This window comes from Micromonospora sp. H33 (assembly GCF_052068455.1).
GTDB lineage: Bacteria > Actinomycetota > Actinomycetes > Mycobacteriales > Micromonosporaceae > Micromonospora.
In genome coordinates, this window is the sequence record NZ_JBQHDE010000002.1 from 504,588 (window position 1) to 520,153 (window position 15,566).

Annotated in this window: 7 protein-coding genes; 6 read left to right on the plus strand and 1 reads right to left on the minus strand. The window is 75.5% G+C overall.

The window, feature by feature from the left end; genetic code table 11:
- Window positions 1–103: 103 nt before the first annotated feature.
- Window positions 104–940: a GNAT family N-acetyltransferase gene (locus tag ACTMS0_RS07945; protein WP_441154685.1), complete on the minus strand. Its 837-nt coding sequence runs from the start codon at window positions 938–940 to the stop codon at window positions 104–106.
- A 155-nt stretch (window positions 941–1,095) separates the two neighbouring features.
- On the opposite strand from ACTMS0_RS07945, the gene gltB reads away from it, so the two are divergent.
- The 6 genes from gltB to ACTMS0_RS07975 all read left to right on the plus strand — a co-directional run bounded on the left by gltB (window position 1,096) and on the right by ACTMS0_RS07975 (window position 15,565).
- Window positions 1,096–5,784, plus strand: a complete 4,689-nt coding sequence (gltB, locus tag ACTMS0_RS07950; RefSeq protein ID WP_441154447.1) for a glutamate synthase large subunit — start codon at window positions 1,096–1,098, stop codon at window positions 5,782–5,784.
- Window positions 5,777–7,285 carry a glutamate synthase subunit beta gene (locus ACTMS0_RS07955; protein WP_441154448.1) on the plus strand — a complete coding sequence of 503 codons (1,509 nt, stop codon included), beginning with the start codon at window positions 5,777–5,779 and terminating at the stop codon, window positions 7,283–7,285. Before gltB ends, ACTMS0_RS07955 begins: the two co-directional genes overlap by 8 nt.
- A gap of 214 nt (window positions 7,286–7,499) precedes the next feature.
- Window positions 7,500–8,954 carry an MFS transporter gene (locus tag ACTMS0_RS07960; protein WP_441154449.1) on the plus strand — a complete coding sequence of 485 codons (1,455 nt, stop codon included), beginning with the start codon at window positions 7,500–7,502 and terminating at the stop codon, window positions 8,952–8,954.
- A 198-nt stretch (window positions 8,955–9,152) separates the two neighbouring features.
- On the plus strand, window positions 9,153–9,950 hold the full coding sequence (locus ACTMS0_RS07965; protein ID WP_441154450.1) for an SGNH/GDSL hydrolase family protein: 798 nt from the start codon (window positions 9,153–9,155) through the stop codon (window positions 9,948–9,950).
- Between the two features lie 115 nt (window positions 9,951–10,065).
- On the plus strand, window positions 10,066–12,759 hold the full coding sequence (locus ACTMS0_RS07970; protein ID WP_441154686.1) for a hypothetical protein: 2,694 nt from the start codon (window positions 10,066–10,068) through the stop codon (window positions 12,757–12,759).
- A 196-nt stretch (window positions 12,760–12,955) separates the two neighbouring features.
- Entirely contained in the window at window positions 12,956–15,565 is a 2,610-nt protein-coding gene (locus ACTMS0_RS07975) for an FtsK/SpoIIIE domain-containing protein (protein WP_441154451.1), read from the plus strand.
- The last annotated feature ends 1 nt before the right edge of the window (window position 15,566 follow it).

Sequence of the window (15,566 nt, forward strand, 5' to 3'; positions counted from 1 at the left end):
CCCCGTCGATCATGGACCTGTGGTGGTGGACAAAGGCCCTTGAGCACCCCGAACGGCCACCACAACTCCATGATCGGCCCGGGCGGGGGTGCGGCGGGCGGCGTCAGGGGACGACGGGTGCGGGTTCGGCGATGCAGGCGGTGCCGATGCGGCGGAAGCCGACGCGCACGTAGACGCGGGCGATCTCCTCGCTGCCGGCGGAGAGGAAGACCAGGTCGGTGCCGGCGGCGAGCAGCGCCCGGGCCAGGGTGGCGGTGACCGCAGCGCCCAGGCCGCGACGGCGGGCGGCCGGCAGGGTGGCCACGCCGGCGATCTCGGCGACGTCGCCGACCCGCATCGCCATCCCGCTGGCCAGCGCCCCCTCCGGCGGTGTGCCGGCCAGCGCCGACAGCCGCCGGCCGTCGGCGACGCGGGCCCGCTCCTCGTCCAGCGCCGCCACGTCGATTTCGGAAAGTGTGGCGTCGCGCTCGGCGGCACCGGCCGGCCCCCGGCCGGTGCCGGGTGCCGCGAAGCCGACCGCGGCGACGGCCCGGCGGGCGGCCACCGCCAGCGCGAAGTCCGGATCCGCCGGATCGAGCAGCCGCACCGGTACGTCGGTGAGCGTCGCCGGGTCGGGCAGGGCGGCCGGGTCGAGGACCATCAGCGGCGCCTCGAGCACGGACAGGCCCGCCGAGCGGGCGACGGCGAGCAGGTCGGGCGTGACCTCGTGCACCCACTCGAAGGCCTCCGGCAGCCCGAGCTCCCGCTGGCGCTCGCGGACGGCCGCGACGTCGGCGAGGGTGGGTGAGCCGGTGGCGTCGAGGCGGGGGCGGGCGTAGAACGGCCATCCGGCGTCGTCGCGGACGAACAGCACCAGGGCCCCGTGCTCCTCGGCACGGGCGGCGTCCCGGGGCACCGCGTCGTAGAAGCGCTCCAGCCGGTCGACCGTATCCTTGTGCACGGGATCCACCGCGCGAGACTACATGTCCCAGAGTCTGGAAGGTGTGATCAATCTGCACTGGCCTTGCGCCGACCCCCCTAACGTAGACTCAAATGACCCCTGAGGGCCGACGTCGTCCCCACCGAGATCCAACCTGAGTGACGACAGGAGGCCCGGTGGCCTTTCCGCACCCGCACAGCAGCCCGCAGCAGGTCCCGCACCTCGGCTCCGGCGTGCCCGCGGCCGGGCTCTACGATCCCGCGCACGAGCATGACGCCTGCGGGGTGGCCTTCGTGGCGGACCTGCACGGCCGGCGGTCGCACGCGGTCGTGGCGAACGGGCTCGCCGCGCTCTGCCGGCTGGACCACCGGGGCGCCCGGGGCGCGGAGCCGAACACCGGCGACGGCGCGGGGATCATGATCCAGGTGCCGGACGCGTTCCTGCGGACGGTGGTGGAGTTCCCGCTGCCGCCCGCCGGCGAGTACGCGACCGGCCTGGTCTTCCTGCCGGACGACGACGCGGCCGAGGCGCGCGCCCGCCGGGTGGTGGAGAAGTACGCGCTGGTCGAGGGCGCCGACCTGCTCGGCTGGCGGGACGTGCCGGTCGACCCGTCCGGCCTGGGCGAGACGGCGCTCGTGGCGATGCCCCGGGTACGGCAGCTCTTCCTCGCCGCGCACCGGCTGACCGACTCGCCGGACGGCCCGGCCGGGTCCCGCCTGGGCGGCGTCGAGCTGGAGCGGGTGGCGTTCTGCGTCCGCAAGCAGGCCGAGCGGGAGTCCGCCGAGCGCGGCGTGCCGGCGTACTTCCCGTCCCTGTCCGGCCGGACGATGGTCTGGAAGGGCATGCTCACTCCGGACCAGCTGCCGGAGTTCTATCCGGACCTGACCGACGAGCGGGTGGAGAGCGCGATCGCGCTGGTGCACTCCCGCTTCTCGACCAACACCTTCCCGTCCTGGCCGCTGGCGCACCCGTACCGCTTCATCGCGCACAACGGCGAGATCAACACCATCCGGGGCAACCGCAACTGGATGCAGGCCCGGGAGGCGCTGCTGCGCACCCCGAACCTGCCGGGCAACATCCGCCGGATCTTCCCGGTCTGCACGCCCGCCGCCTCCGACTCGGCCAACTTCGACGAGGTGCTGGAGCTGCTGCACCTCGCCGGGCGGAGCCTGCCGCACGCGGTGCTGATGATGATCCCGGAGGCGTGGGAGAACGACCCGGACATGCGCGCCGACAAGCGCGCGTTCTACCGGTTCCACGCCAGCCTGATGGAGCCGTGGGACGGGCCGGCGTCGGTGGCGTTCACCGACGGCGAGATCGTCGGCGCGGTGCTGGACCGCAACGGCCTGCGCCCGGGCCGCTGGTGGCAGACCGCCGACGGGCTCGTGGTGCTCGGCAGCGAGGCGGGCGTGCTCGACCTGGAGCCGGCCACCGTCGTCGCCAAGGGGCGCCTCCAGCCGGGGAAGATGTTCCTGGTCGACACCGTCGCCGGCCGGATCGTGCACGACGACGAGATCAAGGCGGAGCTGGCGGCGGCGCAGCCGTACGCCGACTGGCTGCACGCCGGCCTCATCGAGCTGACCGACCTGCCGGCCCGCGAGCACATCGTCTACACCCACGACTCGGTCCGCCGCCGGCAGCAGACGTTCGGCTACACCGAGGAGGAGCTGAAGATCCTCCTCGCGCCGATGGCGCGCGCCGGCGCCGAGCCGATCGGCTCGATGGGCACGGACACGCCGATCTCCCCGCTGTCCACCCGGCCGCGGCTGCTCTACGACTACTTCCACCAGCTCTTCGCCCAGGTCACCAACCCGCCGCTGGACGCGATCCGCGAGGAGTTGGTGACCAGCCTGCAGTCCACGATCGGTCCGGAGGGCAACCTGCTCGACCCGGGTCCGGCGAGCTGCCGGCAGATCGTGCTGCCCTACCCGGTGATCGACAACGACGAGCTGGCGAAGATCCTCTCCATCGACGAGGACGGGGACCTGCCCGGCTTCAAGGCGGTCCGGGTCTCCGGGCTGTACCGGGTGCGCGAGGGCGGCGCCGGCATCAAGGCCCGGCTGACCGAGATCTGCCGGCACGTCTCCGAGGCGATCGAGGACGGCGTCCGCATCCTGGTGCTGTCCGACCGGGACTCCAACGCCGACCTGGCCCCGATCCCGTCGCTGCTGCTCACCGCGGCGGTGCACCAGCACCTGGTCCGCGAGCAGACCCGTACGCAGGTGGCGCTGATCGTCGAGTCCGGCGACTGCCGGGAGGTGCACCACGCGGCCGTGCTCATCGGGTACGGCGCGGCGGCGGTCAACCCGTACCTGGCCTTCGAGTCGGTGGAGGACATGATCTCCACCCGCGTGCTGGTCGGCGTGGAACCCGCAACGGCCGTCCGCAACTACGTCAAGGCCCTCGGCAAGGGCGTCCTGAAGATCATGTCCAAGATGGGCATCTCGACGGTGTCCTCGTACTGCGGCGCCCAGGTCTTCGAGGCGGTCGGGCTGGACACCCGCCTGGTCGAGCGCTACTTCCGGGGCACCCCCAGCAAGATCGGCGGCATCGGGCTGGGCGAGATCCACGCCGAGGTGGCCGCGCGGCACTCCCGCGCCTGGCCCGCGCCCGGCGCGGCGGCGACCGACCTGCTGGAGGTCGGCGGCGAGTACCAGTGGCGCCGTGAGGGCGAGCTGCACCTGTTCAACCCGGAGACGGTCTTCCTGCTCCAGCACGCCACCCGCAGCCGCCAGTACGACGTCTTCCGGAAGTACACCGCGAAGGTCGACGAGCTGGCCGCGAAGGCGGGGTCGCTGCGCGGCCTGTTCACGCTGCGCGCCGGGGTACGCCCGCCGGTGCCGATCGAGGAGGTCGAGCCGGCCACCGAGATCGTCAAGCGGTTCGCGACCGGCGCGATGTCGTACGGGTCGATCTCGGCCGAGGCGCACGAGACCCTGGCGATCGCGATGAACCGCCTCGGCGGCAGGTCCAACACCGGCGAGGGCGGCGAGGACGTCGAGCGGCTGTACGACCCCGAGCGCCGCTCGGCGGTCAAGCAGATCGCCAGCGGCCGCTTCGGCGTGACGACGGAGTACCTGGTCAACGCCGACGACCTCCAGATCAAGATGGCGCAGGGCGCCAAGCCCGGCGAGGGCGGCCAGCTGCCCGGCAACAAGGTCTGGCCGTGGATCGCGCGGACCCGCCACGCCACGCCCGGCGTCGGGCTGATCTCCCCGCCGCCGCACCACGACATCTACTCCATCGAGGACCTGGCCCAGCTGGTGCACGACCTGAAGTGCGTCAACCCGTCCGCGCGGGTGCACGTCAAGCTGGTCAGCGAGGTCGGTGTGGGCACGGTCGCGGCGGGCGTGGCCAAGCTCAAGGCCGACGTCATCCTCATCTCCGGCCACGACGGCGGCACCGGCGCGTCCCCGCTGAACTCGCTCAAGCACGCCGGCACGCCGTGGGAGCTGGGTCTGGCCGAGGCGCAGCAGACGCTGCTGCTCAACAAGCTCCGCGACCGGGTCACCGTGCAGGTCGACGGCCAGCTCAAGACCGGCCGGGACGTGCTGGTCGCGGCGCTGCTCGGCGCGGAGGAGTTCGGCTTCGCCACCGCCCCGCTGATCGTCGAGGGCTGCGTGATGATGCGGGTCTGCCACCTCGACACGTGCCCGGTGGGCATCGCGACGCAGAACCCGGTGCTGCGGGAGCGGTTCACCGGCAAGCCGGAGTTCGTGGAGAACTTCTTCCTCTTCCTCGCCGAGGAGGTCCGCGGGTACCTGGCCGAGCTGGGCCTGCGGTCGATCGACGAGGCGATCGGGCGGACGGAGCTGCTCGACGTGATCCCGGCGATCGACCACTGGAAGGCCGCCGGCCTCGACCTCGCTCCGGTGCTGCACCTGCCGGAGCTGCCCGAGGGCACCGCCCGGCGGGGCGTCCGCGCCCAGGACCACGGCCTGGAGCTGGCGCTGGACAACGAGCTGATCGCGCTGGCCGAACCGGCGCTGCGCGACGGCACCCACGTCCGCGTCGAGGTGCCGGTGCGCAACGAGCACCGCAGCGTGGGCGCGATGCTCGGCGGCGAGGTGACCCGCCGGCACGGCGGGGCCGGCCTGCCCACCGACACCATCGAGTTCGACCTGCGCGGCACCGCCGGGCAGTCGTTCGGCGCGTTCCTGCCGCGCGGGGTGACCCTGCGGCTGCACGGCGACGCCAACGACTACGTCGGCAAGGGCCTCTCCGGGGGCCGGCTGGTGGTACGGCCGGACGAGGCCGCGCCGTTCGTCGACGCGGACGCCGTTCCGGGCGGGCGGGCCGAGGACCAGATCATCGCCGGCAACACCATCCTGTACGGGGCCACCGCCGGCGAGGTCCTCCTGCGCGGCCGGGTGGGGGAGCGGTTCGCGGTGCGCAACTCGGGCGCGGTGGCTGTCGTCGAGGGCGTCGGGGACCACGGCTGCGAGTACATGACCGGCGGCACCGTCGTCGTGCTCGGCCCGACCGGGCGCAACTTCGCCGCCGGCATGTCCGGCGGGACCGCGTTCGTGTGGCGGCTGGACCGGCGGCGGGTCAACACCGAGCTGGTCGACCTGGCGCCGCTGCGCGAGGAGGAGCGGGCGGCGCTGCACGAGCTGGTGCAGCGGCACTTCGCCGAGACCGACTCGGCGGTCGCCGAGGAGCTGCTCAAGCGCTGGCCGGAGGCGGTGGAGGAGTTCACCGCGGTGGTGCCTCGGGACTACCGCCGGGTGCTGGAGATCATGCGGGCCGCCGAAGCCGCCGGCCACGACGTCGACGACGCGGTGATGAGCGCCCTGGGCGCGCCGTCGGCCGCGCCGGTGCCGCCCGCCCCGCGGGTGGCCGCCCAGGAGGTGGCCCGTGCCTGACCCGAACGGTTTCCTGCGTTACGACCGGCGGCTGCCCGCGCGCCGGCCGGTGCCGGTGCGGATCATGGACTGGCGCGAGGTGTACCCCCCGGCCGGCGAGGAGCTGGTCCGCGAGCAGGCCACCCGCTGCATGGACTGCGGCATCCCGTTCTGCCACGACGGCTGCCCGCTGGGCAACCGCATCCCGGACTGGAACGACCTGGTCCGCACCGGCAACTGGGACGCCGCGGTGGAGTCGCTGCACGCCACCAACAATTTCCCCGAGTTCACCGGGCGGCTCTGCCCGGCACCCTGCGAGGCGGCGTGCGTGCTCGGCCTCGGCGGGCAGCAGCCGGTCACCATCAAGCAGGTCGAGGTGGAGATCGCTGACGCGGCCGTGGCCCGCGGCGGGCTGCGTCCCCGGCCGGTGCCGGCGCCGACCGGGAGGTCCGTGGCGGTGGTCGGCTCCGGTCCCGCCGGGCTCGCCGCCGCGCAGCAGCTGGCGCGCGCCGGTCACGCCGTCACCGTGTACGAGCGTGACGACGCCCTGGGCGGCCTGCTGCGGTACGGCATCCCCGACTTCAAGCTGGAGAAGCAGCACATCGACCGGCGGCTGGCGCAGCTCGCCGCCGAGGGGGTGCGCTTCCGCGCGGGGGTGAACGTCGGCGTCGACGTGACCGCCGAGGAGCTCCGCGCCGAGCACGACGCGGTGCTGCTCGCCTGCGGCGCGCTCGCCGGCCGGGACACCCCGGAGACGCCGGGCCGGGCGCTGCGCGGCGTCCATCAGGCGATGGAGCACCTCGTCGCCGCCAACCGGGTGGTCGCCGCCGTCGGGGACGGCAACCCGGCGCTCGCGGTGCTGCCCGACGGCACGCTGATCGACGCGGCCGGCAAGCACGTCGTGATCATCGGTGGTGGCGACACGGCGGCGGACTGCCTGGGCGTCGCCCACCGGCAGGGCGCGGCCGGCGTCCACCAGCTCGACCTCTACCCGCAGCCGCCCCGCGGCCGGGACGAGGAGCGCGACCCGTGGCCGACCTGGCCGTGGATCCTGCGCGAGTACCCGGCCCACGAGGAGGGCGGCGAGCGCGTCTTCGCCGTCGCCGTGCAGGAGTTCGTCGACGACGGCACCGGCGCGGTGCGGGCGGTTCGCATCGCCGAGGTGACCGTGGAGAAGCGCGACGGCCGGCGCATCGTCACCGCGCTGCCCGGCTCCGAGCGGGAGCTGCCGGCCGATCTGGTGCTGCTGGCGATCGGCTTCGAGGGCACCGAGGAGCAGCCGCTGCTCGACCAGCTCGGGGTGGCCCGCAATCCGCGCGGCGCGGTGGACGCCCGTCCGGACTGGCAGACCGACGTCGACGGGGTGTTCGTCGCGGGCGACATGCACCGCGGTGCCTCGCTGGTCGTGTGGGCGATCGCGGAGGGCCGGGCGGCGGCCGCCGCCATCCACGCGTACCTGGGCGGCGTCGGATCGCTGCCCGCTCCGGTGGAGCCGGCCGCGCAGCCGCTGGCCGCCCGCTAGCTGACCCTGGCGCCCCGGTTCCGGCCCCCGGGGGGCCGGGACCGGGGCGCCGTCGTGTGTCCGGTTCGTGCCGGGCTGGCGCGGCCCGCCCGGTCCCGCTGGTGAACCCCCTCACGAACCTGGGCGGAGAGGTTTCACGCCGGTCAGACTTGGCGCCGGCCGGACCCGTGCGGGTCCGGTTTTCGTTTGCCGCCGTCCTGGCCGGGAGGTCCTCGTGGCGTTCGGAGCCACCTTCGCCGCGCTGCGCCACCGCAACTACCGGATCTGGGCCGCCGCCGGGTTCGTTTCCGTCGTCGGCACCTGGATGCAGGTGCTCGGGGTCAACTGGTACGTGCTCGCCGAGACCGGTTCGGCGACGTCGATGGGCCTCGCCGTCCTCCTCCAGGCGATCCCGACCCTGCTGCTCAGCGCGTGGGGCGGGGCGCTGGCCGACCGGTTGCCCGCCCGCCCGCTGCTGATCGCCGCGCAGGGCGCCCACGCGGCGCTCGCGGCCGGGCTCGCGCTGGTGGCCGTGACCGGCGCCGGCGGGCTTCCGGCCATCTACGCGATCTCGCTGGCCTCCGGCGCGGTGTCCGCGGTCGAGGGCCCGATGATGGGCCGCTGGGCCTCGACGCTGGTGGACCGGGAGACCCTCGGCAACGCTCTCGCTCTCGGCTCGCTCACCAACTCCGCCGGGCGCATCCTCGGCATGAGCGCGGGCGCCGTCGTGGTCGCCGCCGCCGGCCCCGCTCTGCTGTTCGCCGTCAACGCCGCGAGCTTCGTCGCGGTGGTGGTGGCCCTGTGCGCCGTCCGCGAGCGGGATCGGCACGCCCCGGAACCGGTCGAGGCGGCACCGGACGTCGGCGGGATCCGGGCCGGATTCCGCTACCTGCTGCGCCAGCCGGTGGTGCTGGTGGCGCTGGCCCTGTCCGTCGTGCTCGGCAGCCTCGGCCGCAACTACCAGGTGACGATGGCCGCGATGAGCGACGGGCCGCTCGGCGGTGGCGCCGCCGGGTACGGGCTGCTGTCCACCGTCTTCGCCGTCGGCACGGTGCTCGGCGCGCTCGTGGCCGCGCGCCGCCGTCACCTCGGCTACGGCGTGCTCATCGCGGCCGGGCTGCTGGCCAGCGCGCTGCAGATCGTCGCGGGGCTGGCGCCGGGCACGCTGAGCTTCGCCGCCGTCATCCTGCCGGTGGCCGCCGCCGCGGTGCTCATCGACACCACCGTCGGCGCCCGGGCCCAGCTCGACACCGACTACGCGATGCGCGGGCGGGTGCTCGGCGCCCTGGCGGTGACCGGCTCCGTGTCCGCCGCCGTCGGCGCGCCGCTGCTCGGCTGGCTCTCCGAGCACGCCGGCCCCCGGCAGACCCTGGTGCTGGCCGGCGCCGTCACCGTGCTGGCCACCGCGGCGGCGGGAGTGGCTCTCGACCGCCTGCGGGAGCGCCGGCTGCAGTACCGGGTCGCGCGGATGCTCGCCGCTCCCGTGGTGCGCCGGCCGGCCCAGCGGGTCGCCGCGTCCGCGGCCCGGGTCGTCCGTCCGGCTCCGCGGGTCGTCGGGAACGCCCGACCGGCCGTGCTCCGCATGGTCCGCCCTCGGCAGGCCGGCGGGCGCCCCTGGGCGCTGCGGCGGCCGTCGACGCCCGGCCCGCGCAACCGGACCGGCGCCAACCCGTCGCTGCCCGGCCGTTGACCGGGCGCGGCGCTGACAAGGGGCCCCGGTACCGCCACCGGCGTCAACAAGGGGCCCTTCCTTGCCCGGCACCGCGACCGACACCTATTCAGTTGATCTAAATGTTTCGATAGCATTACCGGCTAGTAACAACCGTTGCACCCCTGGCCACGCGCGCGGTCACCGGGCCCCACCACCCCTGTCCTGTGGAGGTCCCTCATGCCACACCGCCCGCTGGCCCGCGCCCTGGCCGCGCTGGTCGCCGTCCTCACCGCCGTCACCGGCGCGGTGCTCGTCCCCGCCACCGCGCACGCCGCCACCGTCAACTACGTCGCGCTCGGCGACTCGTACTCCTCCGGGGTGGGCGCCGGCCCGTACGACCTGTCCGGCTGCCTGCGCAGCCAGAAGTCGTACGCCCCGCTGTGGGCCGCGGCCCACGCGGTGACCAGCTTCCGGTTTCCCGCCTGTGGTGGCGCGGTCACGGCCGACGTCATCAACAACCAGGTGAGCTCGCTGAGCACCAGCACCACCCTGGTGACCATCACGATCGGCGGCAACGACGCCGGCTTCGCGGACGTGATGACCACCTGCCGGTTCGGCAGTACCACGAGCTGCACCAACGCCGTCAACAACGCCAAGTCCTTCGCCACCACCACGCTGCCGGGCCGGCTGGACGCCACGTACGCGGCCATCCGCAACCGGGCGCCGAACGCCCGCCTGATCGTGCTCGGCTACCCGCGCCTGTTCGAGACCAGCTACTGCGGCCTGTTCGCGATGAGCACCTACAAGCGGACGATCCTCAACGAGGCCGCCGACGTGCTGGCCGGCGTCACCGCCGCCCGGGCCGCCGCCGCCGGGGCCACCTTCGCCGACACCCGCCCCTACTTCGCCGGCCACGGCGTGTGCGCGTCCGACCCGTGGATCCGGGACGTCACCGGGGTCATCGAGGCGTACCACCCGGACGCCGACGGCTACCGCTACGGCTACCTGCCGGCGCTGAACGCCGTCACCAACTGACCCACGCGACCCGGCGGCCGACCGTCCACCCCGGACCGTCGGCCGCCGTCTTGCCGTGATCCGCCACACTGGGTGGATCGGACGGACACGGTGAGCCATCGACCCGGGGGTGACCATGCGGGAGTCGACCAGCCAGAAACCGCCGACCCGGGACCGGCTCCCGGTCGGCGGGTGGGAGTTCCTCGCGCTGCTCGCGCGCCTGCTGCGCCGGCCGCGCCGGGGCGACCGCCGGCCGCCGGTGCTCTGGCTCGTCCGTCCGCCCGGCACGCCCGACGTGCTGGCACTCGTCCGCCGCTTCCTCGGGCAGGGCCCCCGACGGCGCGTGCCGCACGCCGTCCTCGACGCCGCGGCGCAGCCCCCCGGCACCGAGGTCCCCGCGCTCCTGCGCGACCTGCACCGGCAACTGTCGCTGGAGGCCTTCGGCGCGGCCCGGCTCCGGTTCCGGCACTACCCGCTGGCGGACTGGCTGATGCAGCAGAGCCTCAGCGTCGGCCTCGACGCCGACGAGGGCCGCTCCGCGCTGGTCCGGCGGCTGCGCGACCGCCGCGGGCCGCGCGGCGCCACCGAGCCGCTGCCGGCCGGCGGGGACACCGTCTCGATCGCCTCGCACGTGCTGCTCTGGCTGGTCCGCCGGGCCGTACCCGGGGCGGTGTTCCGGCTCGCCGTCTCCGGGCGGGTGCCCGTGCTCGGCCGGCACTACCGCTGGTTCATGCGCCAGCAGTACCTGGCGCCCCGGCAGTCGGCCACCTTCCTGGGCTTCGCCGAACGGCTCACCGCCGGCTGGCGCGACGGGGAGCAGCCCGACCAGGTCGACAAGCTGCTGCTGCACGCGTTCCTCGAGGACCTGCGTCAGGCGTACCGGCGGCGGCTGTGGCGTCCGGCCGACTGGCGGCGCACCGCGTACCCGGTGCTGCTGCTGGACAACGTGGCCCCCGGCAACCCCGCGCACGTGCTGGTCCGCCTGCTGACCGACGTCCGCAACGAGACCGGGCGCAACGATCCGCTGCTCGTGGTCGCGGCCGGCGACGTCCCCCCGCCGGAGCTGGCCGAGCCGCACCCCCTCGACGAGGCCGACGAGGCGTACGACGAATGGTCCGCGGCCCTGCCCGAGATGCGCCGGCTGCGCCGGGCGGCGGCCTGGCTGGTGGTGCTGCGGCCGGACCCGGTCGAGACCGGCCCGCCGCCGCGCGGCGGCCTGCGCCCGTTCAGCGCGCCGGAGCCGCCCTGGTGGTCCCGCCGGTTCCTGCCGGCGGCGCTGGCCGTGGTGCTGGTGGCGGCGGGCGGCGCCTGGGTCGGCACCCGCTGGGGGCCCGGCTGCCACCCGTCGCTGAGCGGTGGTCGGGTCGCCGTCGAGCTGGTCGACGGCGAGTGCGTCGGCTACAGCGACAGCGCGGCCCAGCTGTTCAACGACGAACCCGGCCAGGACCGGCTGCGCGCGGTCCAGGAGCGCATCTTCGCCCAGAACCGGGCGGCCGAGGAGGTGTGGCGGCGCAGCGACCGCCGCCGGCCCTACCTGACCCTGGTCTACTTCGGCACCCTCACCGGCAACCGCACGCGGGCCGACGAGGAGTCCTACGTGTCCGAGCGCGAGGAGTTGGAGGGGATGGCGACCGCCCAGTACGCGCTGCTCAAGGAGTCGGCCGGCGCGGACGGCGCGGCGCTGCTGCGCGTCGTCGTCGCCAACGGCGGCCGGCAGATGCGGCACGCGGACCGGGCGGTCGCGAGGCTCGCCGACCTCGCCCGGGACGACCCGACCGTGCTCGGCGTGGTCGGCCTCGTGGAGAGCCGCGCCAGCACCGCCCGGGCCCTCGCCGAACTCAACCGGATCGGCCTGCCGGTCCTGGCCCCCACCCTGTCGGCCGACCGGATGGACGCCAACTCGCGGCTCTACCTCCAGGTCAGCGCGCCCAACACCGACCAGGTGCGGATGGTCGAGGCGTACGCCCGGCAGGTGCTCAAGGTGGGCGAGGCACACGTGTACTGGACGACGGGGGAGGGCAGCTCCCTCGCCGAGGACCTCTACGTCGGCACCCTCGTCGCCGGCCTGAAGGAGCGCTTCGGTCCGCGGCTCACCCGGCTGGAGGAGTGGCGCACCGGCAAGCGGCTCACCGCCGAGTGCGGCTATCCCGGCCTGCTCTTCTTCGCCGGCCGCTGGTCGGAGTTCGACGGCTTCCTGCGCGCCCTGCGCGAGTGCGGCGACAACCCGCCGCGGCACCTCGTCGGTGACGACTCGGTCAACCGTTACATCGCCAACCCCGGGCTGCGCGCCGCCGCCCCGGGCAACATCCCCGTCACGTACGTGTCGAAGGCGTCGCTGGGCACCTGCGCGGCGCTGCGGGCCGCGCAGCAGCGCCGCGACGAGGCGCGCGCCAGCTTCCTGACCTGGATCCAGGCCGACGACCTGCTCGACCCGCCGCGCTGCCGCCCCGACCGCCCGCACCCGGTGGGGGAGCGGGTGAGCCTCGCGTACGACGCGGCGATGATGATGGTCCGCGCGGTGGAGAGCCTCGCGGCGCGGCTGCACCACGCCGACCCGGGGCAGCGGTGGGAGCCGACGGCGGTCAACCCGGTGGGGGTGCACGCCGAGGTGCTGCGGCAGAACACCGGCACTGGCTACCCGGGGGTGTCCGGGCTGATCCGGTACCCGCCGGACTCCGGCGAGCCGGTCGACAAGCGGCTCGCGCTGCTGCGCGTCGAGCGGGTGCCGGACGTGACCGTCGAGGCGGTCGAGGTGTGGCACTGCGGCGCCGCCGACCGTCCCACCGGGACGCCCGCCCCCTGCGCGGCCTCCGGGTCGCCGCCGAGCTGACCGGCGTGTCGGGTCGCCTTCGGACTGTCCCGGCGTCGCCGGGGTCGGCTAGGGTTCTCGGCGAACCTGGGCCGCGTCTCGACGTCACAGCCCGGCCGCGCCTTGCGCCGGATCGCCCGGTCGGGCCTCGCCGCGGCTCGCGCCGGGACGTCGAGACACGGCCTGACCGGGCGAGGTGACGGGAGCGGCAACGAGGGTGGGCAGGCTCGCGTCGGCTTACGGTCAGGCGGTCGCGGCCCACCGCGCGGCCCGCGCGCACCTCGACACCGCCCGCCGGGCCCTCGGCGCGGCCCCGGCCCCGGCCGCCCCTGCGGCTGCCGCCGACCTGCTCGCCCGCCTCGCCCAGCTCGGCGACGCGCTGGCCACGCCCACCCCCGGCGCCACCCCGCTCGCGACCGGCCCGGTGCCGGTCCGCCTCGGCGACGCCGCCACGGCCGGCGGCGCCTTCCCGGTCGTCGTCCCACTGGGCAGCGGCCACCACCTCGCGGTCGACACCGACGCCCGCGACCCCCGGGTCGCCGCGCTGCTGCGCGCCGTCGTGCTCCGCCTGCTCGCCACCGCCCCGCCCGGCGGGGTCCGGGTCACCGGCCTCGACACCGCCGCGCTCGGCGCCACCTTCGGGCCGCTGCGCCCGCTCGTCGACGCCGGCGTGCTCGACCCGCCCGCGACGACCGAGGCCGAGGCCGGCGGCGTGCTCGACGCCGCCGAGGCGCACGCCCGCGCGGCCCGTACCGCCGACCGGGCGGACCAGGAGCTGCTGCTCGTGGTCGCCGCCTCCCTGCCGCCACCCCGGGAGGCCGCCCGCCTCGCCGCGCTCACCCACGCCGGCCCGGCCGCCGCGGTGTGCGTCCTGCTCGCCGGGAGCGCCGGGGCACCGGCCCTCGGCGCGACCACGACCGTCCGGCTGACCGGGGAGCACGCCCACGTGGGCGACCCGCCCGGGGAGCCGTTCAGCGCCGACGGCACCGGCCTGGCCGCCCCGGTACGCCTCGACGGCGACCCGCCGGCCGCGTCCGTGGCCGCCCTCGCCGGGCATCTGGGCGCCGCCGTCCGACAGGGCGCGGCGCTGCGCTTCACGGATCTCCTGCCCGAGCGGCGCTGGGCGGAGTCCTCGGCCACCGGGCTGCGCACCGTCATCGGCCGGGCCGGCCGCGATCCGGTCACCGTCGCGTTCGACGACGCCACCCCGCACTGGCTGGTCGGCGGCCGCACCGGCGCCGGCAAGACCGTCTTCCTGCTCGACGTCCTCTACGGACTGGCTGCCCGCTACTCCCCGGCCGAGCTGCAGCTCTACCTGCTCGACTTCAAGGAGGGGGTGAGCTTCACCGAGTTCGTCCCCACCGGCCGGGACCCGTCCTGGCTGCCGCACGCGCGGGCGGTCGGCATCGAATCCGACCGGGAGTACGGCGTCGCGGTGCTCCGCGAGCTGCGCCGGGAACTGCACCGCCGGGCCACCGCGTTCAAGCGGCACGGCGTCACCAAGCTCGCCGACCTGCCCCGGGAGGCGCCGCTGCCGCGCATCGTCGCGGTGGTCGACGAGTTCCACGTGCTGTTCGCCGGCAACGACCCGCTCGCCCGCGAGTCGGTCGACCTGCTGGAGGAACTGGCCCGCAAGGGCCGCTCGTACGGCGTCCACCTCGTGCTCGCCAGCCAGAGCACGACGGGCATCGAGGCGCTCTACGGACGCGCGGAGGCGATCTTCGGGCAGTTCGCCCTCCGTGTGGCACTGCCCGGCGGAGGCGGCGTGCTGGACCCGCTGAACGACTCCGCCGCCACCCTGCCGGTCGGCTCCGCCGTGCTCAACACCGCCGCCGGCGCGTCCGGCGCCGACACCGTCGTGCGCTTCCCCGACGCCCACGCGGCCGCCGCCGACCTGGCCCGGCTGCGCCACGACCTGTGGGAGGCCCGCCCGGCCGGCGCGCGCCCCCCGTCCGTCTTCAAGGGGTACGACACCGCACGGCTGGAGGACGACCCCACCTTCACCGGCCTGCGTCCGGGTGGCCGCCGCCCCCTCGCCCTGGTCGGCCGCACGGTCGACGTGGACGGGACGTCCGCGCTGTTCCTGATGGACGCCACCCCGGGCCGGCACCTGGCGGTCGTGGGCACCTCCGCCGCCGGCGCCGAGGTGCTGCGCGCGGCCACCCTCAGCCTGGCCCGCCAGCACGCCCCCGGCGAAGCGCTCTTCCTGCTCGCCCCGCTGGTCACCGCCGCCGCCCCGGCCGTGGACGACACCGCCGCCGCGCTGGCCACCGCCGGTCACCGGGTCGAGCGTCTCGACGCCCGAGCGGTGCGGGACCGGATCGCCGAGCTGGCGGCATCTCCCGCTGCGTCGCCGGCCGCCGGCGGCGCGCCCCCGGGCCGGCCCGCCGGCCCCCCGGCCGCTGCCGTGGACGGCGCGCCTGGGGGGAACCGCGCCGGCCGCACCTACCTCGTCGTGTTCGGGATGGACGCCGCCACGACCGTGCTCGGCGCCGCCGATCCGGAGACCTTCCGCAGCGGCCACGACGACCTGCGGCAGCTGCTCCGGCAGGGCCCCGGGCAGGGAGTGCATCTGCTCGGCTGGTGGCGGGGGCTGCGCAGGCTCGCCGACGACCTCGGCGGCACGCACAACCGCGACGACGTGGCCTGCCTGGTCGCCCTGAACGTGCCCGGTGCCGACCTCGGGCTGCACCTGGGCGTGCCCGACCTGAGCTACCAGCCCCGCGCCGACCGGGCGCTGCTGGTCGACCGGCACGACCACCGCACCCGGCTGATCGTGCCGTTCGCCCGGGACGGCCAGCCCGCCGACGACGACGGGGAGGGCTGAG